Below are 21093 nucleotides of genomic sequence, written 5' to 3'. Positions count from 1 at the left end.
CCGCGTCTCCCGCCTTTGCGCGAAAGCTTAGTCAACGGTTCCGCGAGAATCCATGGTCCGGGCGCGCACAGGCTGAAAACGAAAAAGGGCCCCATCGGGGGCCCTTTTGAAAGAATGTTTGCGACGCTCAGTGAGCGTTCGCCCAGACCTTCTTCTTCGTGAAATACATCAGAAACGCGAAGATGATCAGGAACACCATCACCTGCAAGCCGATACGCTTGCGGGCCTCGAGATGCGGTTCTGCGGTCCACATCAGGAAGGTCGAAACGTCCTTGGCGTAGTTCTCGACCTTCTGCGGGGTGCCGTCGTCATAGGTCACCTGATCGTCGGAGATCGGCTTCGGCATCTTGATAGCGTGGCCGGGGAAGTACTTGTTGTAATACGCGCCCGGCGGCAGCGCGAAATCCTTCGGCGCCGGATCGACATAGCCCTGCAGCAGGGCGTCGATGTAGTTCGGACCCTTCTCCTGGAACTGGGTAAAGAAGTCGAACACGAACTGCGGAAAACCGCGATCGTAGTTGCGCGCCTTGGCCATCAGCGACAGGTCCGGCGGATAGGCGCCGCCATTGGCTGCGCGCGCCGCGTTCTCGTTCGGGAAAGGCTTCGGGAACGGATCGGCGAGACGGCCGGGACGCTCGAACATGTCGCCGGCATCGTTCGGGCCGTCCTGCACCTTCACGTCGGACGCCACTGCCAGTGCTTGCGCCGCCGAGAAGCCCGGACCGCCGGCATCAGCGAGGTTGCGGAAGTGCAGCAGGCTCATGGAGTGACAGGTCGCGCAGACTTCCTTGTAGACCTTGTAACCGCGCTGCAGGGCACCGCGGTCAAACTTGCCGAACGGGCCTGCAAACGACCAGTTCAACGACGGCGGCGTCGAGCCGCCATGCTCGTCGGCAGCCTTGGCGTTCTGCGTGCCACCGACTATCAGGCCACCCGCGAGAATCAGCGCAATGATCGCGGACGCAGCTTTCTTTCCGTACTTGGCCAGCACGTCATCGGCGATCGAGTTAGGCAGCGCACGCGGCGTCTCGATACGGCTGAGGATCGGCAGCACGATCAGGAAGTAGGCGAAGTAGCAGAAGGTCAGGACACGGCCGGCGATGATGTAGATGCCTTCCGCGGGCTTGCCGCCGAGCCAGCCGAGCAGGACAGCTACCACGACGAACATCCAGAAGAACTGCTTGGCCAGCGGACGATACTTCGACGACTTGGTCTTGGCGGTATCGAGCCAGGGCAGGAAGGCTAGCACGATGATCGCCGAGAACATCGCGATGACGCCGCCAAGCTTGCTCGGGATCGAACGCAGGATGGCGTAGAATGGCAGGTAGTACCATTCCGGCACGATGTGTGCGGGCGTCACGCCCGGATTGGCCATGATGTAGTTATCGGGATCGCCGAGATAGTTCGGGATGTAGAACACGAACCAGGCGTAGAAGATCATGAAGCAAACCATGCCGAAACCATCCTTGATGGTCGCGTAGGGCGTGAACGGCACGGTGTCCTTCTCGGTCTTCGGCTCGACGCCGGCTGGGTTGTTCTGACCGGCGACATGCAGCGCCCAGACGTGCAGCACGACGACGCCGGCGATCACGAAGGGCAACAGGTAATGCAGCGAGAAGAAGCGATTCAGCGTTGGATTGCCGACCGAATAGCCGCCCCACAGCAACGTCACGATGCTCTCGCCCACATAGGGAATCGCGGAGAACAGGTTGGTGATGACGGTGGCGCCCCAGAAGCTCATCTGGCCCCATGGCAGCACATAGCCCATGAAACCGGTCGCCATCATCAGAAGGTAGATGATCACACCGAGGATCCAGAGGATTTCGCGCGGTGCCTTGTACGACCCGTAATACAGGCCGCGCAGCATGTGGATGTAGACGGCGATGAAGAACATCGATGCGCCGTTGGAGTGCAGATAACGCAACAGCCAGCCGTAATTCACATCGCGGACGATGCTCTCGACCGAATTGAAGGCCATGTCCACATGCGGCGTATAATGCATCGCTAGGATCACGCCGGTGACGATCTGCACGCCGAGCATAAAGGAGAGGATGCCGCCGAACGTCCACCAGTAGTTCAGGTTACGCGGTGTCGGATAGGCAACGAAGGAGGAATGGACGAGGCCGATAATTGGCAGACGCTTTTCAATCCACTGCAAAGCGGGATTGGTCGGCTGGTAGGTCGATGGTCCGCTCATGATGCGATCCTGAGAAGAGAAAAACACTATCGGCGCGAGATCGGATGGGGTCCGACAGCTCAGCCGATCTTGATCTTGGTGTCAGAGACGAAGGCGTAAGGCGGGATCGGCAGGTTGAGCGGCGCCGGACCCTGACGGATGCGGCCCGAAGTGTCGTAGACCGAGCCGTGGCAGGGGCAGAAAAAGCCGTCGTAAGCGCCTTCATGAGCAATCGGGATGCAGCCCAGATGGGTGCAGATGCCGATGACGACCAACCACTGGTCGTGGCCTTCCTTGACGCGGGCCTGATCGGTCTGCGGATCGGGCAGGCTCGACACCGGAACGGCGCGCGCCTCTTCGACCTGCTTCTTGGTCCGGTTCATGATGTAGATCGGCTTGCCGCGCCAGAACACCTTGATGTCCTGCCCCTCGGCGATGGGGGCCAGATCGACCTCGATCGGCGCACCCGCCGCGATGGTCGAAGCATCTGGATTCATTTGAGAAATCAGCGGCCAGACGGCGGCTGCGGCGCCCACTGCAGCCACTGCCCCAGTGGCCACGAACAAGAAATCACGGCGCGTGTGTTCCGCCGAAGACGTTGTCGTCACGATCCCAACCCTTTCTTATCTGCAGCCGGCTTAGACACCCCCGGTCACGCCTTTGCGTTGACCTGAAGCAAAAAACCGACGCCCGCGATTCTCCCCACGGCGGCAGAGGCCTACTAGTCCTTGCCTAACAGGCAGAACACGCAGTCCAGAATCGTTCTATTGGCACCCTTGGTGCGGCAGTGCAAGCCTACGATCGGCGAAGCAAGATGCGATGCACCACAGAATCAACGCCTTTCCGCGCGGCGGATAATTCGGCACGTCGTGGCCACACCGAAACGGCCGTCAGGCCGTTGATCATACGTGAGATCGGGCCTTGGCGCCGAGGTTGGGACCAGCCTGAATACCGCTTCCGGTCAGCGATCGCCGCACAACGCGCACGCCGATTCGGCGAACCGGCAATGCGCCCGATGTTGCCCTCCGAGGCCGGGCGCGGAGGCTCATGATTATACTCCCAAAATCGGACCGCGCGAAAACCGGAAATGTTCCCGAATGTGTCTGGGCTTGCGGTGTTTGGGCAGACAATCCCGAATGATCTGTCCGACGCCGTCGTCACCAAGGATCCGGTGAATGTTGACAAGGCGCCGATCACGGTTTCGCTGAACCGCTTCGCGCTATGGACTGACCACCCGCTGCAGGGCGGCCCGCTGAAAGGCGTCCAGATCGGCGGCGGCGTGCGCTATACCGGCGCGAGCTGGGGCGACGAAGGCAACACCTTCAGAGTGGAAGGAGCAACCGCGCTCGACGCGCTGGTTGCCTATAATTACGAGAACTACCGCCTGGCACTGAACGTGACCAACCTCGCCGACACTCGCTATGTCGCGTCCTGCTATGCCTCATTCGGCTGCTTCTATGCCGACGTGCGCAAGGTCGTCGCCAAGCTGACCTATCGCTGGTGAGTTTAGAACTGCCCTAAAACGCGACAATACGCCACCGCCGGTCCCTCGACCGGCGGTGTGCATCCGCGGTAGTTAAACGCGACGACAACAACACGGGCGGAACGCCATGAGATCGATCTTCGGGCGCCTGCATCGCTGGGCTGGACTCCTCACCGCGGCCTTCCTGTTCTTCTCGGGCGTCACCGGCGCGATTATCTCGTGGGATCACGAGCTTGACGATCTCCTCAACAGCAAGCTGAAGGACGTCACCACCGCAGGCCCCGCCAAACCGTCGATCGAACTCGCGGGCCTGATCGAGCAGCGCGATCCGCGTGCGCGCGTGATCCATATGTACATGACGCCGGAAAAGAATGAGTCGCTCTCGTTCTTTGTTCTGCCGCGGATCGATCCCACGACAAGCAAGCGTTACACGCTCGATTACAATCAGATCTTCCTCGATCCCAACACCGGTGAAGAACTCGGGCGACGCTATTGGGGCGCGGTGTGGCCGGTCACGCGCGAGAATTTCGTCTCGTTTCTCTACAAGCTGCACTACACGATGCATATCCCGGAATTCTGGGGCAGCGACCGCTGGGGCATGCGCATTCTCGGCGTCATCGCCATCATCTGGACCATCGATTGCTTCATCGGATTCTATCTGACACTGCCATCGCGCAAACGCGTCAAGGCGGGAGCCGCTCCCGCCGTCGCGCGCGAACTCGGCAAGGGGTTCTGGGCGCGCTGGAAGCCGGCCTGGATGATCAAGACCTCGGGCAGCGCCTACCGGATCAATTTCGACATCCACCGCGCCTTCAGCCTGTGGACCTGGGGCCTGCTGTTCATCATCGCGTTCACGGCGTTCTCGCTGAACCTCTATTTCGAGGTGTTCTCGCCGCTGATGAAGAAGTTCTCGGACTACACGCCGACGCCTTACGAGCAGCGTGAGTATCGTCACCTCGATAGTCCGATCGAACCCAAGATGACCTGGGCCCAGATCCTCGAGCGCGCCACCGCCGACGGCAAGGCGCGCGGCTGGACCACACCGATCGGCTCGCTGTTCTACGGCCCGGCACACGGCGTGTATCAGGTGTTCTTCTTCGAACCTGGCGACGATCACGGCGCCGCAGGCGTCGGCCCGCCGTCGCTTTTTTACGACAGCGAAGACGGCCGTCCGCTCGGCGCCAAGCTGCCCTGGGTCGGCACCGCCGCCGACATCTTCGTGCAGATGCAGTTTCCGATGCATTCGGGACGAATCCTGGGCCTGCCCGGCCGTATCCTGATCTCGGCGATGGGTCTGGTGGTAGCAGCGCTGTCGGTGACCGGCGTGGTGATCTGGTGGCGCAAGCGCCGCGCGCGCGTCAAGGTGCGCGAGACGACGGAAGAGCGCTCGAACACGCGACTCGCGCCGGCGGAGTAGAGCCGCCGGCCTTGTCCGGCTGCATGTGAGGCGCTATCGCCTGAATAGGGCTGCGTCGATCGCAACGCGGCCGGAGAAAGTCCGCCGTGCGTATCGCCCTCTACCAGCCCGACATCCCGCAGAACACCGGCACCATCCTGCGGCTCTGCGCCTGCCTCGATGTCGAGGCGCATATCATCGAGCCAGCGGGCTTTCCGACCTCCGACCGGCATTTCCGCCGCGCCGGCATGGACTATCTCGATCAGGTGTCGATCGTCCGGCACGATTCATGGCGACATTTCGAGGATTGGCGGCGCGAGGCGAAGTATCGGCTCGCGCTGTTCACCACCAAGGGCGCTACGCCCTATCTCGACCATCGCTATGACGCCAATGACATCCTGATGTTCGGCCGCGAATCCGCAGGGGTGCCCGACGACGTCGCAGCGGCGGCTGATGTGCGTCTGGTGATCCCCATGCGTGAGAGCCTGCGGTCGATCAATCTGGCGATGACGGTGGCCATGGCATTGGGAGAGGCCCTGCGGCAGACGCGCGGCTGACTACCGCCCGCTCGGCACACGCGTGGCGATGTAGTCCTTGCCCTTCGCCGTGAAGGTTTCGCGGATGATGAAGCCGTCCGCCGGCGACATCGGGCCGATCGGCACTGGCCCCGTGGGCATAATCAGCGTGGCATTGCCGCCGACGAAAATCAGCAGGTGGCGACGTTCAGCGAGCAGCTTCTCCGACCAGGCGATCAGGCCAGAATGGATCGGCTCCTTCTGCCACGCGAAAGGCGTGCCGGGATCGACCTGGCCATAGATGAAGCCCGTCGTCGGATAGACCGAGAACACGATCTTGGAATTCTCCGGTTTCCAGGACTCCGGCATTTCCTCGTCCTGGATCCAGACGCAATCGAAGGCGCGGCATTGCTGTGGTCGGCTGTCGTAGATCTTACAGCCCTGTGCGATCGCGCAGTGCTTGCACCACTTACCCGCCGGCTTGGCGAGGTCGTCGACGCGATAGACCTTGCAGCACATGGTGCAGGTCCCGCACGTACGTGTGGCGGCGGCAGAACTGCCGGATGTGACGAGCGACGGCTGCATGGTATCCAAGTGCGACAATTTGACGTGATGTCATCGACCTTTGGCGGCCCGCGCCTGACATCGCAATTGACATGTCGGTGATCGGCCGGGACATCCACGGCCCAGCCGTGCTAAGAGCCGCCGCTTACCCCATATGGAACCGAGATATCGCCCGCCCCCGATCGGGGACGCCAGTTTTAGAAAGCTGAAACAGTGAGTTACGCGGTCAAAGAGATTTTCCTGACGCTGCAGGGCGAAGGCGCCCATGCCGGCCGCGCGTCCGTATTCTGCCGGTTCTCGGGCTGCAATCTCTGGACCGGCCGGGAACAGGATCGTGCGGAGGCCACCTGCCAGTTCTGCGACACCGACTTCGTCGGCATGGACGGCACGCTGGGCGGCCGTTACCCCAACGCCGACAAGCTCGCCGACACCATCGCCGCACAATGGGTGGGACCATCCGGCAATCGCTATGTGGTGTTGACCGGCGGCGAGCCGCTGCTGCAGGTGGACGCCGAACTGATCGACGCGCTGCATGCGCGTGGCTTCGAGATCGGCGTCGAGACCAACGGCACCGTCGCGCCGCCCGAAGGCGTCGACTGGATCTGCGTGAGCCCGAAGGCCGGCGCGGAACTGGTGGTGCGCAGCGGACACGAATTGAAGCTGGTCTATCCGCAGGCGCAAGCGATGCCGGAAAAGTTCGAAGGCCTCTCCTTCGAGCGTTTCTCATTGCAGCCGATGGACGGGCCGGACGCCATCAGCAATACCGCTGACGCGGTGGATTACTGCCTGCGCCACCCGCAATGGCGGCTGAGCGTGCAGACACACAAGACACTTGGGATCCGCTAAGGACCCGACTTCTAAGGACGACGACTTCCTATGTGGGAATTGACCAAATCGTTTCGCTTCGAGGCGGCGCATGCGCTGTCCCACACCACGCTCGGTGAAGTGAGCCAGGAAATCCATGGCCACTCGTTCCGCGCCGAAATCACCATCCGCGGCGTACCGGATCCCGTAACCGGCATGGTGATGGATCTCGGCTTGCTCGACCGCAGCCTCGATGAGCTGCGCAAGACGCTCGACCACAAGTTTCTCAACAAGATCGAAGCGATCGGCATTCCGACGCTGGAAAATCTCTCGCGCTTCATCTGGGACCGCGTCGCCGACAAGGCTCCGGTCGTCCGCGTCGGCGTGTTTCGCGACAGCTGTAATGAGAGCTGCGTGTATTTCGGGCCGAAGGGCTAGAGTCTTTATTGGAGCATGATCTCTCGACAAACGAATTCGTTCGTCGGCGAAAACCGGTATCCACTTTTCGGGATCATGCTCTAGTCTTTCCCCGTGATCATGCAGGTCGCGGTGGCATGCGCGCAAAGCCTGCCATCCTTATCGGTCAGCGTACCCTCCGTCGCGGCCATCCTGCGCCCCATATGAATGATACGGCCTTCGGCGCGGATCGACCCTGATGCAGCCGTCATGGCGCGAATGTAGGTGACCTTGAGATCGAGCGTCGCGTAACCGGTCCCTGCTGGCAGCGAGGTCTGCACCGCCAGCGCGATGGCGCCATCCAGCATGGTCGCGGCGTAACCGCCATGCACCGTTCCGAGCGGATTGTAGTGATCCTCGTTCGGCGAGCCGACCAGCACGACCTTGCCCTGCTCTGCTGACTCGCCCTTGATGCCCAGCGTGCGGCCGATGCCGCGCGCGAATCCGCCAGCGGCAAAAGCCCGCTGCACAAGCTCCAGGCCGCTGCTCGCGTCGCCGGTTTCATTCGCCATGTTTGCCTCCACCGTCCCTGAACGTCCCTGTTATGGGACCGGATGGCAGAGCGCGTCCATCAAGTCAATACTGTTGACCTTAAGACAAAAGACTTTGCGCTAGTCGCGTGCCGCCTCGGCCATCACCGCCGACCATGCGGCCTGACTGCCTGCCCCCGCCTTCTTGAAGGCGCGGGCCATGATCTTGCGCTCATGGCCGGATGCGATGCGCTCGACTGTGCGGCCGGCGGGCGTCAATTCGAGAATTTTGAAACGATGCCGCGCCGGGTCACGCTTGACGGCCACATAGCCTTCATCGAGCAATTGCTTCATTGGGCGATGCAGCGCCTGTTTCGAAATCTGCAGGATCGCCAGAAGATCCGACATCGTGATGCCATCGCCGCGCAGCACGGCATAGAGAATGCGATGGTGGACCCGCGACAGGCCGACCGTTGCCAGATATTCGTCAGCCGCGCGCGTCATCCCGCGCCATCCGAAATACATCAGCGCCAGCGCATCATCGAGCGGGTCGAGCTTTTTCAGGTCAATAACATTGACTTGATTACGGGCGGTGCTAGGCTTCACGGAAGATGGGCTCATCGAAGGCTCACGACAGGGAGACGGGACGCATGTTGACGCGGCAGGACGCGATGGCATTCGCGCAGCAATGGGCTGCAAACTGGAATCGGCTTGCGATCGATACGATCGTTGATCATTTTGCTCCCGAAGGTGAGATGCGCAGCCCGCTGGCAACGAAGCTGGCGGGATCATCCACCATAAAGGGACGCGACGCCATTCGCACCTACTGGCACGCGGCCCTATGGCGGGCTGACCGAGCCGCGCCTCACGCTGGAGAGCATCGCCTGGGACGATGAGTTACAGCGCCTGACGGTCTGGTGGAGTGCGCCGCTGCCCAGTGGACCGACCAGGGCGTGCGAGATGATGGATTTCGACGCCTGCCACCAGATCGTCCGCAGCGAAGCCTATTATGGCGCCGGCAGCTAGGACCACCGCAGGCGGCACGCCACGTACGCTCCCGCATGCGTTTCGATGATCGTCGTGCATTTCCCGCACTGGCGCCTATAGTGGACGGACTCATCGAGAGCCCCCCTGTGCGCATTCTGTTGATCAATCCCAACACCACCGAGAGCGTCACCACGCTCGTAAAACGGCATGTCGAGGCCATAGCCGGCGATGCAGCAACCTTTGTGCCGGTGACCGGCCGGTTCGGCGCCCGCTATATTTCGACGCGCGCCTCGGCGGCCATCGCAGGCCATGCGGCGCTCGACGCCTATGCTTCTCATGCCGCCGGCTGCGATGCGGTCTACCTCGCCTGCTTCGGCGACCCCGGCCTGCTGGCGCTGCGCGAAATTGCAAACGTTCCCGTGGTCGGCATGGCGGAGGCATCGTGCATCGAAGCATCCAGACGCGGGCGTTTCGCCATCGTCACCGGCGGCGCGCTCTGGGGGCCGATGCTCCGGGAGTTCGTCGGGAGCATTGGCTTGGCCGACAAGCTCGCCAAGGTGCGCACCATCGCACCGACCGGTGGCGATATCGCGCGAAATCCCGATGCAGCACTTGCCGCACTCGCCAGCGCTTGTACCGCCTGTGCCACGGACGACGGGGCCGAGGTCGTGATCCTTGGCGGCGCGGCGCTCGCCGGCCTTGCGTCTCGCATCCAAGCGGACGTGCCGGTACCCGTCTTGTGTTCCGTCGAAACCGGCACGCGTGCCGTGATCGCCGCAGCAGCGAAAGGTCTCGACAGCAGCCCGCCGCCTGCGCTGGAGAATGTCGGCCTCAGCGCGGAACTCGCAAAACTGCTTCAGCAAAAATAGCTGACAGAAACATCCCCGTGTTCGGCCTGTCATGACGCGCAGCTAGACTCAGTGCGCGTCAAACACATTTCGGGAGCCGACCATGGAATTGAAATCAGGCGATGTCGTCATGCTGAAGTCGGGCGGTTGCCCGCTGACCGTGGCCGACGTTGACGGCGACAACATCGAATGCATCTGGCTGGGCGAGGAAGGCGATTTGTTCCGCGAGACCCTTCCGCGTGCCGTGCTCGAACTCGCCCTCGTCATCCCGCATGACGACGAAGACGAGAGTGAAGAGGATGAAGCTGAAGAACACGACGACGAAGAAGAGCACAAGAGCAAGGTGGCCTGATCAGGCCGTTCGCCGCCGGGCGCAAATGTCCGGCGGCAGCTTGTTGCTCACCTTTACAGACCGAGTTTGAACGCGTCCGCCTCGATATTGCCTGCAGTACCGCCGGTCGCGAAGACCGCGACGGTTGCTTGCGCATGTTCGGGACAATGATAGACGGCGATGCCACTGCCCGGACCTCCGCCGGTATGCCCGACGACGCTTAAATTACTGGCTGTCGTTCCAGCCATGACGCCAAGACCGTAAGCCGCGTGTTGCCACGGACGTCCTGTACCGGGATCACCCACTGCGATTCCGTGGCACATCTCGTCGCGCAGCCCCACAGGCAGCAAGTCCGTCGTCATCAAGCGGTGCAACAGCATTGCGGCATCGCGCAATGTCCCGACCGCCAGCCCGTGATAGACCCAGCGCGGATCGTAAGACTGAACATCTCCCATCCGGACATCGGCGAGATCGCTGCGCTGACCGGCGATACACGGCCCGACCACGCCAAGCGGTTCGAACAATCGGCGTCGCATCACTACATCGAGCGTCAACCCGCTCATTTGTTCAAGATGCTGCCGGACCAGCAGATAGCCGACATTCGAATAAGCGAAACTTCCCGGTTCAATTCCGGCATGCAGGGCGGCGACCGATTGCAGCAGCCGATCCACCGGCCACGCATCTTCACCGGCAGCAACCGCGGCATGATAGGCGGTAACAGAACCGTAGTCGGCCAGACCGGCGCGATGCTGCAACAACTGGCGGAGCGTAAAGGACTCGCCCGGCAACGCATCATCCAGAGCCAACTGTCCATCACGCACCATGGTCAGTGCCGTGGCGGCAATCAGCGTCTTGGTAAAACTCCACCACGGCACAACGACGTCGGCATTATCGCTGATATCGGCAGAACCGGGGCGAATGACATGCTTCATGGTGCCGTCGAGACTTAGAGCTGATGATCGTGCTTGAACCGCGCAATCGTCTGGTCGGCGATTACTGTCAACACATCGACCTCCATCGGAAAATCCAGCGCCAGCCAGGCATCTTCCGCCAGCGCCAGCACATGGCCGAGCGCCGGACCCTTGCCGATGCCGCGCGCCATGAAGTCGGCGGCCCTGAGCGGAAATACCGGCGGGGTCCAGCGCTCGGGCAAGGTCATGAGCGCTGTCCACGCCGTTGCATCGGCATCGCGCCCGGCGCGCGCCCAGGCGAGCATCATGCGATTGCGATAGCGGGTTTCGCCCAAGCGATAGAGCCGACGCCGGGCGTGGGCTTCATCCATGCCCTTCAGCCGCCACCAGCGATGGCCCATGGAATCCAGTGCCTTGGTTTCGTCATTGGACAGCCGCAGCTTTTGCGCAAGCCGCCGTGCATCTTCGGTGACGGCCACGCCAAGCGCGCCAAGCCGCAGAACTGCATCGGGTTTTAGCCCCAACGCCTGCTCGATGGCGATCATTGCGGCGAACGGTCCCTTGTAGGTGACACCGCCCACGATCCGCAGCATCAGGCCGGCATCGACCATCGCATCCACCGCCCTGAAAGCCCCATCGGCCACCAGCAGCTTCAGCAGCTCCATCCTGATACGTTCGGCCGATATTCCCGCCAGTCCATCGCGGCCACGAATGCTGGCGAGATAGCCTTCGCGATCCGGGGCGCCGGCGCCATAGGCGGCGTGAATGCGGAAGAATCTGAGAATGCGCAGATAGTCTTCGGCGATGCGCCGGTCGGGATCGCCGATGAAGCGCACGCGCCGGGCATCGAGATCGGAGAGCCCGCCGACATGATCATGCACCACGCCGTCGATCGACGCCGAGAGACCATTCATCGTGAAGTCGCGACGCTCCGCATCGCGCTTCCAGTCGCGCCCGAACGCCACCTTGGCCTTGCGGCCAAAGGTCTCGACGTCTTCGCGCAATGTCGTGATCTCGAACGGTGCGCCATCGACCACCAGCGTCACCGTGCCGTGCTCAATGCCCGTCGGTACGCTCTTGATATGGGCCGCCTTGGCGCGGCGGATCACTTCATCGGGCACGGCCGTCGTGGCGATATCGATTTCGCCCACTGGCAATTTCATCAGCGCGTTGCGCACAGCGCCGCCGACCGCGCGGGCTTCCTCGCCATTGCCATTGAGCAGCGCCAGCACCTGCCCGGACGGTCCTGACGTGAGCCACGGCGCGTCGTGCAGTTTGCGCACGCTCATTTTTCGACCCCGGGAACGAGCCTGCCGTTTTCGATATGCGCCGGGACATAGGTCGATCCCGGCGGCGCGCCGGAAAACTGCGCCAGCAGCACGAGGCTCACGATCACCAGCACGGCGGCGGCGATGGCGAGCCTGATCATCACCGGCATCGGCCATGACGATTTCAGCGCTACGCCATTTTTGGTCGCGATCAGGAAAATGGCATAGAGCGCAAACGGGATGAGGAAAATGCCGACTTCGGTCAGAACCGGACGGATCATGTGAGCACGATCCGTTCATACAGTACGCGCAGGATGCCTGCGGTGGCGCCCCAGATGTAACGTTCGGCGAATGGCATCGCGTAGTAGGACCGCTCCATGCCGCGGAATTCCTTGCTGTGCAGCTGATGATTGGCGGGGTCCATCAGGAATGCCAGCGGCACCTCGAAGGCGCTTTCGACTTCGTTCTCGTTGATCTTCAAATTGAAGCCTGGCTTCACACGCGCCAGCGTCGGCAAGATTCGAAAGCCGAAGCCGGTCGCATAGAGATCGAGATAGCCGATCGGCTCGACGAAGGAGCGATCGAGACCTATTTCCTCCTCGGCCTCGCGCAGCGCCGCATCGAGCGGTGAGGCATCGGTCGGATCGATCTTGCCGCCGGGAAACGAAATCTGTCCGGCATGGTCGTTGAGATGGGCCGAGCGCTGGGTCAGCAGCACCGTCGGCTGTTCGTGTTCGACGATGCCGATCAGGACCGCGGCCGGACGGATCGGCCTCTCCTGCGCCACGATCTGGATCATGCGGTCGTTGCCGGCATCGCCGGTGACGGGAATGATGCTGGCATCGGTGAGCCCCTCGGGCACATCGAAATTCAGGCGTGCCTTCGCCCGCTTGAAAAACTCAACTGAACCGATATCCGCGGCATCCGCGTCGGTCTTCAGCATCGGCTCATTCGCCCGGCTCACTTCAATCGGCTCACTTATGTAGCTTCCCTGACCTGCTCCGCATCGGCCATGGCGAAAAACGCGCCCGCGGAGACGATGCCGAACATCGCGATACCATCGACCATCCGCTCCTCGCCCATGTCAACCAGATCGTAATAGATCGCCCGCGTCACCTTGGCCCAGAGATCAGCGCGCACATGCAGATACGGCGTCAGCCCGCCGTCCTCGGCCATCTCGAATCGCAGCCGGTGTTCGCCGTCACACGCTACCCAATCGTCCACATTGGTGCGAAACTTCAACACCGTGCCGCCCGCGTTCTGCTCCTTGAGCATCTCGACGGCGAGAAAAGGGGCATCGTCGACGGTGATGCCGACCTTCTCCACGGGGGTCACGAGAAAGTGCTTGCCGTCCTCGCGTTTCAGAATGGTGGAGAACAGCCGTACCAAAGCCGGCCGGCCGATCGGCGTGCCCAAATAGAACCACGTACCGTCGCCGGCGATTCGCATGTCAAGATCGCCGCAGAACGGCGGATTCCACAGATGCACGGGCGGCAGGCCCTTCCCGGCTTTACCGTTGGCCGCCGCATCCTTCGCCGCAGTGGTCAGGCCATCCAGCCCCCGATTTGCGATCTGCCCTTGCTTCGCCATTGTTTGCCCTGACTTTACCACTGCCATTTGGCACGTTTGGTGCAAGTCTTGAACCTCAAGTCTTGAAACGTGCGGTGTCACATTCAAACTCGCCACAACGTGATGCAGTTCATAGCCGCATCCCGATATTGTGGGGATAGTTTAATTCAACAAATACATGGCCTTCGCTTAAGTTTAGCATCAGGTCCATGGAATACTAAGATGGCGTGACGACAAATGCGGCGGCGTATTTCAGGCGCCGTTCACCCGAAGGAGCAATGGATGGCTGGCGCTGACAGTGTCGAGAAACTCGAAGACGTGATTGTCCGCTCCGCGGAACAGGTGGCCGGCCAGATGCGCGCCGCCAAGGAAGCGATTTCCACTGTCATCTTCGGCCAGGACCGTGTCGTCGAAAATACGCTGGTGACGATCCTGTCCGGCGGCCACGCGCTGCTGATCGGCGTCCCCGGCCTTGCCAAGACCAAGCTGGTGGAAACGCTGGGCACCACGCTCGGCCTCGACGCCAAGCGCATCCAGTTCACGCCCGACCTGATGCCCTCGGATATTCTCGGCGCCGAAGTGCTGGACGAGAGCGTCGCCGGCAAGCGGTCGTTCCGCTTCATCTCGGGACCTGTGTTCGCGCAGCTTCTGATGGCCGACGAAATCAATCGCGCCTCGCCGCGCACGCAGTCGGCATTGCTGCAGGCGATGCAAGAACAGCACATCACAGTGGCCGGCGCGCGGCATGACCTGCCGAAACCGTTCCATGTGCTGGCAACGCAGAACCCGCTGGAACAGGAAGGCACCTATCCGCTGCCGGAAGCGCAGCTCGACCGCTTCCTGATGGAAATCGACGTCGATTATCCCGATCGCGATGCCGAACGCCGCATTCTGTTCGAAACCACCGGCGCCGACGAAACCATCGCCAAGGCTGCTGTGACTGCCGACACGCTGATCACAGCACAGCGCCTGGTGCGCCGCCTGCCGGTCGGCGACAGCGTCGTCGAAGCGATCTTGACGCTCGTGCGCTCGGCGCGTCCGGGACCGGACGCAGGCGATGCCTCGAAGCTGATCGCCTGGGGCCCCGGCCCGCGCGCGTCGCAGTCGCTGATGCTGGCCGTGCGTGCGCGTGCATTGCTCGATGGCCGTCTCGCGCCGTCGATCGACGACGTGCTCGATCTCGCCGAACCGATCCTGAAGCATCGTATGGCGCTGACCTTCTCGGCACGGGCCGAAGGTCGCACGGTCCCCGACGTGATCCGCCAGCTCAAGACGCGGATCGGTTGATGGCCGCAGCGCCGGATCACGCCACGCAGGAGATCACCGCAGTCCGCCGCGCCGATGGCGAAAGCCGTTCGCTCGCAGCAAGCTTGCCGCGTCTGGTGCTGGAAGCGCGGCGCATTGCGGCAACCGTGATCCATGGCCTGCATGGCCGACGTCGCGCCGGCCATGGCGAAAGCTTCTGGCAATATCGCCGCTTCGTCTCGGGCGAGCCGTCGCAGAATGTCGACTGGCGCCGCTCGGCGCGCGACGATCATTTGTATGTCCGCGAGCAGGAATGGGAAGCCGCACACACGGTGTGGCTGTGGCCCGACCGGTCGCTGTCGATGGCCTTCGCGTCCAAAGGCTCGCGCGACAGCAAGCTCGAACGCGCACTGATCGTGACCTTCGCACTGGCTGAACTCCTGGTCGCCGGCGGCGAACGCGTCGGCGTGCCCGGCCTGATGAATCCGACCTCCAGCCGCAGCGTCATCGACAAGATGGCGCAGGCGATGCTGCACGACACATCGAACCGCGCCAGCCTGCCTCCGTCGTTTGTGCCGTCGGCGCTGGCGGAAATCGTGGTGCTCGGCGACTTCTGGTCGCCGATGCCGGAGATCAGGGAGATGCTGGCCGGTCTGTCGTCGTCCGGCGCCCATGGCGCGCTGGTGCAGGTCGTCGATCCCGCCGAAGAGAGCTTCCCCTATTCAGGCCGCGTCGAATTCGTCGAGCCGGAAAGCGGCAATGTGATCACTGCCGGCCGCGCGCAGACCTGGGCCGAGGATTACGTCGCCCGCGTCGCCGCGCATCGCGAGGAAATCCGTGCCGAGACCGCCAAGCTCGGCTGGCTGTTCTCGACACACACCACCAGCCGCTCTGCGGCTGAACTGCTGCTGTTCCTGCACGGCGGCATGATGGTCAGCAAATCTGCCGGCGGCGGCATCATGGTCAAGGCAGGACGTTCAGCATGATCGGTGGTTTTCCGCTCGCCTTTGCTCAACCGCTGCTGCTGCTCGGCCTGATCAGCCTTCCGGTGCTATGGTGGCTGCTGCGCGTGATGCCGCCGCGCCCGCAGCGCATCGCGTTTCCGCCGACACGTCTGCTGTTCGATATCACGCCGAAGGAAGAGACCCCGTCACGCTCGCCTTGGTGGCTGACGCTGCTGCGCCTGCTGGCTGCGGCGCTCATCATCTTCGCTGCCGCCGGCCCGATCTGGAATCCGCAAACCGGCACGGCCGGCAGCAGTGCGCCACTGACCATCCTGCTCGATGACGGCTGGAGCGCTGCGGCGAGCTGGGATGCACGCGTCAAGGCCGCGGATGAGTTGATCGCCAATGCCGACAGCAACCGCCGCGGCGTTGCCCTCGTGCCACTGTCGGAGCCGAACCGCGACATTACCATGCTGCCGGGCGGCACTGCGCGCGTCACACTGCGCCAGCTCTCGCCGAAGCCCTATGCCATCGATCGCGTCGATACGCTGCCGGCGCTGGAGCGCTTTTTGAAAGCCACTGGCGATAGCGAAATCGTCTGGCTGTCCGATGGTATCGATACCGGCCGTGGCACGGACTTCACGCAGGGCCTCGCCAAGACCATCGGCGACCGCACGCTGACCATCTATGACGGCGGCGCGACGCCGGCCCACGCGCTGGTCGCAGCGGAGAATGCCGCAGCGAAAATGACCGTGAAGGTGCTGCGCGCCAATAGCGGCGGTCCCGACGGCGGCATTGTGCGCGGCCTCGACCAGAAGGGCTCGCCGGTCGGCGAGGCCAAGTTCCTGTTCACGCCGAACGACCGCGAGACCGAAGCCTCGTTCGATCTGCCGGTCGAACTGCGCAACGACATCGCACGGCTCGAAATCACCGGCGAACGCTCTGCCGGCGCCGTGCAACTGCTCGACAAGCGCTGGCGCCGCCGCGCCATCGGCATTGTCTCGGGCGCCACCAACGATACCGCCCAGCCGCTGCTGGCTTCGACCTTCTATCTCACGCGCGCGCTGGCGCCGTTCGCCGATGTGCGCCTCGGCGATCGCGGCGCGCCGCAGCAGGCGATCACGCAGTTCCTCGATCAGAAACTGCCGATGATCGTGCTCGCCGATGTCGGCACGCTGTCGCCGGAAATCCGCGAGCGTCTTAATGCCTGGATCGATGCGGGCGGCGTGCTGGTGCGCTTTGCCGGGCCTCGTCTGGCTCAAGGCGACGACGATCTGGTGCCGGTGAAACTGCGCCGCGGCGACCGCAGCCTCGGCGGCAGCCTGACCTGGGAGAAGCCGCAGCATATGGCGTCGTTCTCCGCAGACGGCCCGTTTGCCGGTCTGACTGTGCCGAAGGACATCACTATCAATCGTCAAGTGCTTGCCGAGCCTAATGCTGCACTAGCCTCGAAGAGCTGGGCCTCACTGGCCGACGGCACGCCGCTGGTCACTGGCGAGCGTCGCGGCAAGGGCCTCGTCACCCTGTTCCATGTCAGCGCCGATATGCGCTGGTCGGACCTGCCTTTGTCTGGCACCTTCGTCGAAATGCTGCGCAGAGTCGTCGATATCTCCGGCTACACATCCACGCCCGGCGCAGGTGTCGCCGGCGAGACCGGAGCGGAAACCGTCGCGCCGCTGCGCACCCTCGATGGCTTCGGTGCCTTCACCCCGCCGCCCTCCACGGCCAAGCCCCTCGCCGCTGACTATCGTGATCGCGCCACGCTCGATCACCCGCCGGGTTTCTATGGCCCGGCCGATGGTCCGCTCGCCGTGAATGCACTGGCATCAGCCGATCGCATTGGCCCGATCGATTTCTCAGGCCTGAAGGCCAACCGCGCCAGCTACACCAATGCTGAACCGCGCGACCTTCGCGGCATCCTGCTCTCCACGGCACTGGCGCTGTTTTTGGTCGACGCGATCATCGTCGCGCTGCTGGGGGGCGCCATCGCCGCGATGTTCCGTCGCCGCGCTGTGTCTACCGCACTCGCCGTTGTTCTCGCGCTGACGAGTGTGATGGGCGCACCAACGCCGTCACGCGCCGATCCGGCCAGCGACGATTTCGCCGTCAAGGCCGTATCGCAGACACGTCTCGCTTACGTCGTCACGGGGAATGCCGACGTCGACTCCATCGTGAAGTCGGGCATGACCGGACTGACGCTGTTTCTCGCGCAGCGCACCGCGCTGGAAGCCGGCGAGCCCGTCGGCGTCGATCCTTCTCGCGACGAACTGTCATTCTTCCCGCTGATCTACTGGCCGATCATTCCCGGCGCGGCCAAGCCGCCGCAGGAAGCCATCAACCGCATCGACGCTTACATGAAGCAAGGTGGCACGGTGCTGTTCGACACCCGCGACGCCGTCGAAGCCCCGCCCGGCCCGAATGGCGAGTCGCAGACGCCGGGCATGCTGACACTGCGCAATATCCTGTCCTCGCTGGATGTGCCCGAGCTCGAGCCGGTGCCGCGCGAGCATGTGCTGACCAAGACCTTCTATCTGCTGCGCGACTTCCCCGGCCGCTTCAATTCTGGACCGACCTGGGTCGAGACCCTGCCACGCGACGATGGCGATGACGCAGCCTCGCGTCCGGCTCGTGGTGGTGACGGCGTGTCGCCGATCATCATCACCTCGAACGATCTTGCCGGCGCCTGGGCGATGCGGGCCGATGGCCAACCGATGCTGCCGCTGACACCCGGCGAACCGCGGCAGCGCGAATTCGCGTTCCGTGCCGGCGTCAACATCGTAATGTATACGCTGACCGGCAACTACAAGGCCGATCAGGTGCACGCGCCGGCGCTCATCGAACGTCTCGGACAATAGGAGCGCGACATGCAATACGGCATCGCGTTTACACCTCTCGTCCCGACCATCGTGCTGTGGATCGGCCTTGCCGCCATCGTGGCGATATCGGCGCTGCTGTTGCTTGGCCGCGCGCGCGGCGCCGCCGTGCGTGTCGCAGCACTTGCGCTGATCCTGCTGGCGCTGGCCAATCCATCCTTCACGCGCGAGGAGCGCGAGCCGCTGTCCTCGGTGGCCGCGGTCGTCATCGACAAGAGCCCAAGCCAGAATTTCGGCGAGCGCACCAAGGAAACCGAGGAAGCACAGAGGCAACTCGTCGACCGGCTGAAGCAGGTCAAGGGCCTCGAAGTCCGTGTCGTCGAAGCCGGACAGGCTGATGGCGAAACCGACGGCACCAAACTGTTCGGCGCGCTGTCCTCCGCGCTCTCCGACGTGCCGACCGACCGCGTCGCCGGTGCGTTCCTGATTACCGACGGCCGTGTCCATGACATCCCGGCTAACCTCGCCGGCCTCGGCTTCAATGCCCCCGTCCATGCGCTGATCACCGGCCGCAAGGACGAACGCGACCGCCGCATCGCCATCACCGCCGCGCCTCGCTTTGGTATTGTCGGTCAGTCGCAGAAGATCACCTTCCGGCTCGACGATCAGGGCGTTACCGGCGAGCGTGCCCGCGTCGCCATCCGCCGCGACGGCGATACGCTGAGCGAGCGCACGGTGCTGTCGGGCCAGACCGTGTCGGTCGATATCGACATCAAGCACGCCGGACCGAACATCGTCGAGATCGAAGCCTCGCCGCTCGACAACGAACTCACGCTGGTGAACAACCGCGCTGTGGTTGCCATCGACGGCGTGCGCGACAAACTCCGCGTGCTGCTCGTGTCCGGTGAGCCGCATTCGGGCGAGCGCACCTGGCGCAACCTGCTGAAGTCCGATGCGTCGATCGATCTCGTGCATTTCACGATTCTGCGGCCGCCGGAGAAGCAGGACGGCACGCCGATCAACGAACTGTCGCTGATCGCGTTTCCGACCCGCGAACTGTTCCAGCAGAAGATTCACGAATTCCAGCTGATCATCTTCGATCGCTATGCCCGCCAGGGCGTGCTGCCGATCGCCTACTTCGACAACATCGCGCGCTATGTCCGCGCCGGCGGTGCCGTGCTGGTCTCGGCCGGTCCGGACTATGCGTCGAACACCTCGATCTGGCGCACACCGCTGGATTCAGTGCTGCCCGCCGAACCTGTCGGTGTCAGCGAAAAACCGTTCTATGCGCATCTCAGCGATATCGGCAAACGTCACCCGGTAACGCGTGGCCTCGAAGGCTCCAATTCCGAGCCGCCGAAATGGAGCCGCTTCTTCCGCACCGTGGAGACCCGCAACACCACCACGCCGCCCGTGATGACCGGCGCCGATGGCCAGCCTCTGCTGCTGCTGTCGCGCTCCGGCGAAGGCCGCGTCGCACTGCTGCTGTCGGATCACATCTGGCTGTGGGCGCGCGGCTATGAAGGCGGCGGCCCGCACCTCGACCTGCTGCGACGGACCTCGCACTGGCTGATGAAGCAACCCGATCTCGACGAGGAAGCGCTGAAGCTCCAGAGCCAGGGCAAGGATCTCGTGGTGGTCAGGCAGACCATGGGCGATGCCGTGCAACCCGTGACCGTCACCTCGCCCTCGGGTAAGACGCGCGAACTGAAGCTGTCAGCCGGCGAGCCTGGCCTGTGGCGCTCGACCACGCCGGCCGATGAGCTTGGCCTGTGGCAAGCCACCGACGGCACGCTGAAGGCGCTGATCAATGTCGGCCCGATCAACCCGAAGGAATTCTCCGAGGTCACCTCGACCACCGAGATGTTGAAGCCACTGGCACTGGCCAGCGGCGGCGATGCCCGCCGCATCAATGAAGGCTCCGGCGTTGAGGTGCCGCGCATCGTGCCGGTGCGCTCCTCGACGGTGTTCCGCGGCGACGGCTGGATGGGCGTGCATATGCGCGACGCCAGCGTGGTCCGCGGCGTCGGCGTGCTGCCGATGTTCGCCGGCCTGATCGGATTGCTACTGCTGCTCGGCGCGTTTGCGGCGACGTGGCTAAGAGAGAGCCGGTAGGGTTTTCGTAGCCCGCGGCCCCCTGAGCTGACAATTAGAATACATCATGGCCGGGCCTGTCCCGGCCATCCACGTCTTGGGCTCCATTGATGGTGCAGAAGGCGTGGATAGCCGGGACAAGCCCGGGCATGACGGCGTTTAGCTATCGGCAGCTCACTCCGTGGCTGCAGCGTTGCCGTAATCCCACAGCCTGCCGCG

General features: G+C 63.2%; 22 protein-coding genes. 12 read left to right on the top strand and 10 right to left on the bottom strand.

Translation table 11 applies throughout. From position 1 onward, the window contains the following. Positions 1-127: 127 nt before the first annotated feature. Together A4A58_RS14295 and petA are read right to left on the bottom strand one after the other, a co-directional pair. The gene (locus A4A58_RS14295) at positions 128-2197 is read right to left on the bottom strand and encodes a cytochrome c1 (RefSeq protein WP_068733109.1); all 2070 of its coding nucleotides are present in this window, start codon (positions 2195-2197) and stop codon (positions 128-130) included. Positions 2198-2256: 59 nt separating this feature from the next. After that, positions 2257-2784: a ubiquinol-cytochrome c reductase iron-sulfur subunit gene (petA, locus tag A4A58_RS14290; protein WP_068733107.1), complete on the bottom strand. Its 528-nt coding sequence runs from the start codon at positions 2782-2784 to the stop codon at positions 2257-2259. Positions 2785-3290: 506 nt separating this feature from the next. On the opposite strand from petA, the gene A4A58_RS14285 reads away from it, so the two are divergent. The 3 genes from A4A58_RS14285 to A4A58_RS14275 all read left to right on the top strand — a co-directional run bounded on the left by A4A58_RS14285 (position 3291) and on the right by A4A58_RS14275 (position 5612). Then, a complete protein-coding gene (locus A4A58_RS14285) occupies positions 3291-3680 on the top strand; it encodes a TonB-dependent receptor domain-containing protein (RefSeq protein WP_349509576.1) in 390 nt (129 codons plus the stop codon). Between the two features lie 106 nt (positions 3681-3786). Continuing rightward, a complete protein-coding gene (gene fsrB / locus A4A58_RS14280; protein ID WP_068733104.1) occupies positions 3787-5076 on the top strand; it encodes a siderophore utilization protein FsrB in 1290 nt (429 codons plus the stop codon). Positions 5077-5162: 86 nt separating this feature from the next. Next, positions 5163-5612, top strand: coding sequence for a tRNA (cytidine(34)-2'-O)-methyltransferase (locus tag A4A58_RS14275; RefSeq protein WP_068733103.1), 450 nt, complete (start codon positions 5163-5165; stop codon positions 5610-5612). Here the strand turns inward: A4A58_RS14275 and A4A58_RS14270 are convergent, their stop codons facing one another. After that, positions 5613-6089, bottom strand: coding sequence for a hypothetical protein (locus tag A4A58_RS14270; protein ID WP_139069856.1), 477 nt, complete (start codon positions 6087-6089; stop codon positions 5613-5615). It abuts the gene before it with no gap. Positions 6090-6347: 258 nt separating this feature from the next. Between A4A58_RS14270 and queE the strand changes: the two genes are divergently transcribed. Next, positions 6348-6980 (top strand): 7-carboxy-7-deazaguanine synthase, encoded by a 633-nt coding sequence (gene queE, locus A4A58_RS14265; RefSeq protein ID WP_068733095.1) that lies wholly within the window; start codon positions 6348-6350, stop codon positions 6978-6980. A 30-nt stretch (positions 6981-7010) separates the two neighbouring features. Next, a complete protein-coding gene (locus tag A4A58_RS14260) occupies positions 7011-7376 on the top strand; it encodes a 6-pyruvoyl trahydropterin synthase family protein (protein WP_068733093.1) in 366 nt (121 codons plus the stop codon). 80 nt (positions 7377-7456) lie between these two features. On the opposite strand, the gene A4A58_RS14255 is transcribed toward A4A58_RS14260, so the two are convergent. Then, positions 7457-7906 carry a PaaI family thioesterase gene (locus A4A58_RS14255; RefSeq protein WP_068733092.1) on the bottom strand — a complete coding sequence of 150 codons (450 nt, stop codon included), beginning with the start codon at positions 7904-7906 and terminating at the stop codon, positions 7457-7459. A 99-nt stretch (positions 7907-8005) separates the two neighbouring features. Further along, positions 8006-8485, bottom strand: a complete 480-nt coding sequence (locus A4A58_RS14250) for a MarR family winged helix-turn-helix transcriptional regulator (protein WP_068733091.1) — start codon at positions 8483-8485, stop codon at positions 8006-8008. 29 nt (positions 8486-8514) lie between these two features. Here A4A58_RS14250 and A4A58_RS31515 point away from each other — a divergent pair, with 29 nt between their 5' ends. The 3 genes from A4A58_RS31515 to A4A58_RS14235 all read left to right on the top strand — a co-directional run bounded on the left by A4A58_RS31515 (position 8515) and on the right by A4A58_RS14235 (position 10051). Beyond that, entirely contained in the window at positions 8515-8760 is a 246-nt protein-coding gene (locus tag A4A58_RS31515) for a hypothetical protein (RefSeq protein ID WP_244499765.1), read from the top strand. 237 nt (positions 8761-8997) lie between these two features. Beyond that, a complete protein-coding gene (locus A4A58_RS14240; RefSeq protein ID WP_068733088.1) occupies positions 8998-9720 on the top strand; it encodes an aspartate/glutamate racemase family protein in 723 nt (240 codons plus the stop codon). An 82-nt stretch (positions 9721-9802) separates the two neighbouring features. Next, on the top strand, positions 9803-10051 hold the full coding sequence (locus A4A58_RS14235) for a YodC family protein (RefSeq protein ID WP_068733086.1): 249 nt from the start codon (positions 9803-9805) through the stop codon (positions 10049-10051). A 53-nt stretch (positions 10052-10104) separates the two neighbouring features. On the opposite strand, the gene A4A58_RS14230 is transcribed toward A4A58_RS14235, so the two are convergent. The 5 genes from A4A58_RS14230 to A4A58_RS14210 are packed head-to-tail and all read right to left on the bottom strand — an operon-like array spanning position 10105 to position 13799. Then, complete coding sequence (locus tag A4A58_RS14230) at positions 10105-10962, bottom strand: serine hydrolase domain-containing protein (RefSeq protein WP_068733082.1); 858 nt, start codon at positions 10960-10962, stop codon at positions 10105-10107. A gap of 14 nt (positions 10963-10976) precedes the next feature. Then, positions 10977-12230: a CCA tRNA nucleotidyltransferase gene (locus A4A58_RS14225; protein ID WP_068733081.1), complete on the bottom strand. Its 1254-nt coding sequence runs from the start codon at positions 12228-12230 to the stop codon at positions 10977-10979. Next, the gene (locus A4A58_RS14220; protein ID WP_068733079.1) at positions 12227-12490 is read right to left on the bottom strand and encodes a DUF6111 family protein; all 264 of its coding nucleotides are present in this window, start codon (positions 12488-12490) and stop codon (positions 12227-12229) included. The genes A4A58_RS14225 and A4A58_RS14220 overlap by 4 nt, the downstream gene beginning before the upstream one ends. Beyond that, positions 12487-13152 (bottom strand): CoA pyrophosphatase, encoded by a 666-nt coding sequence (locus tag A4A58_RS14215; protein WP_068733077.1) that lies wholly within the window; start codon positions 13150-13152, stop codon positions 12487-12489. The genes A4A58_RS14220 and A4A58_RS14215 overlap by 4 nt, the downstream gene beginning before the upstream one ends. Before the next feature lie 35 nt (positions 13153-13187). Beyond that, complete coding sequence (locus A4A58_RS14210) at positions 13188-13799, bottom strand: DUF1285 domain-containing protein (protein WP_068733075.1); 612 nt, start codon at positions 13797-13799, stop codon at positions 13188-13190. A 261-nt stretch (positions 13800-14060) separates the two neighbouring features. On the opposite strand from A4A58_RS14210, the gene A4A58_RS14205 reads away from it, so the two are divergent. Genes A4A58_RS14205 through A4A58_RS14190 form a run of 4 tightly spaced genes read left to right on the top strand, consistent with a single transcriptional unit; the run spans position 14061 to position 20895 of the window. Further along, positions 14061-15065 carry an AAA family ATPase gene (locus A4A58_RS14205; RefSeq protein WP_068733073.1) on the top strand — a complete coding sequence of 335 codons (1005 nt, stop codon included), beginning with the start codon at positions 14061-14063 and terminating at the stop codon, positions 15063-15065. Then, the gene (locus A4A58_RS14200) at positions 15065-16009 is read left to right on the top strand and encodes a DUF58 domain-containing protein (RefSeq protein WP_068733071.1); all 945 of its coding nucleotides are present in this window, start codon (positions 15065-15067) and stop codon (positions 16007-16009) included. Before A4A58_RS14205 ends, A4A58_RS14200 begins: the two co-directional genes overlap by 1 nt. After that, positions 16009-18822 (top strand): DUF4159 domain-containing protein, encoded by a 2814-nt coding sequence (locus A4A58_RS14195; RefSeq protein WP_068733720.1) that lies wholly within the window; start codon positions 16009-16011, stop codon positions 18820-18822. Before A4A58_RS14200 ends, A4A58_RS14195 begins: the two co-directional genes overlap by 1 nt. Positions 18823-18831: 9 nt before the next feature. After that, positions 18832-20895, top strand: coding sequence for a hypothetical protein (locus A4A58_RS14190; RefSeq protein WP_068733069.1), 2064 nt, complete (start codon positions 18832-18834; stop codon positions 20893-20895). Positions 20896-21093 lie beyond the last annotated feature (198 nt).

Source organism: Tardiphaga robiniae (genome assembly GCF_001618955.1).
GTDB lineage: Bacteria > Pseudomonadota > Alphaproteobacteria > Rhizobiales > Xanthobacteraceae > Tardiphaga > Tardiphaga robiniae_A.
This window is presented reverse-complemented; position numbering and strand designations above follow the sequence as displayed.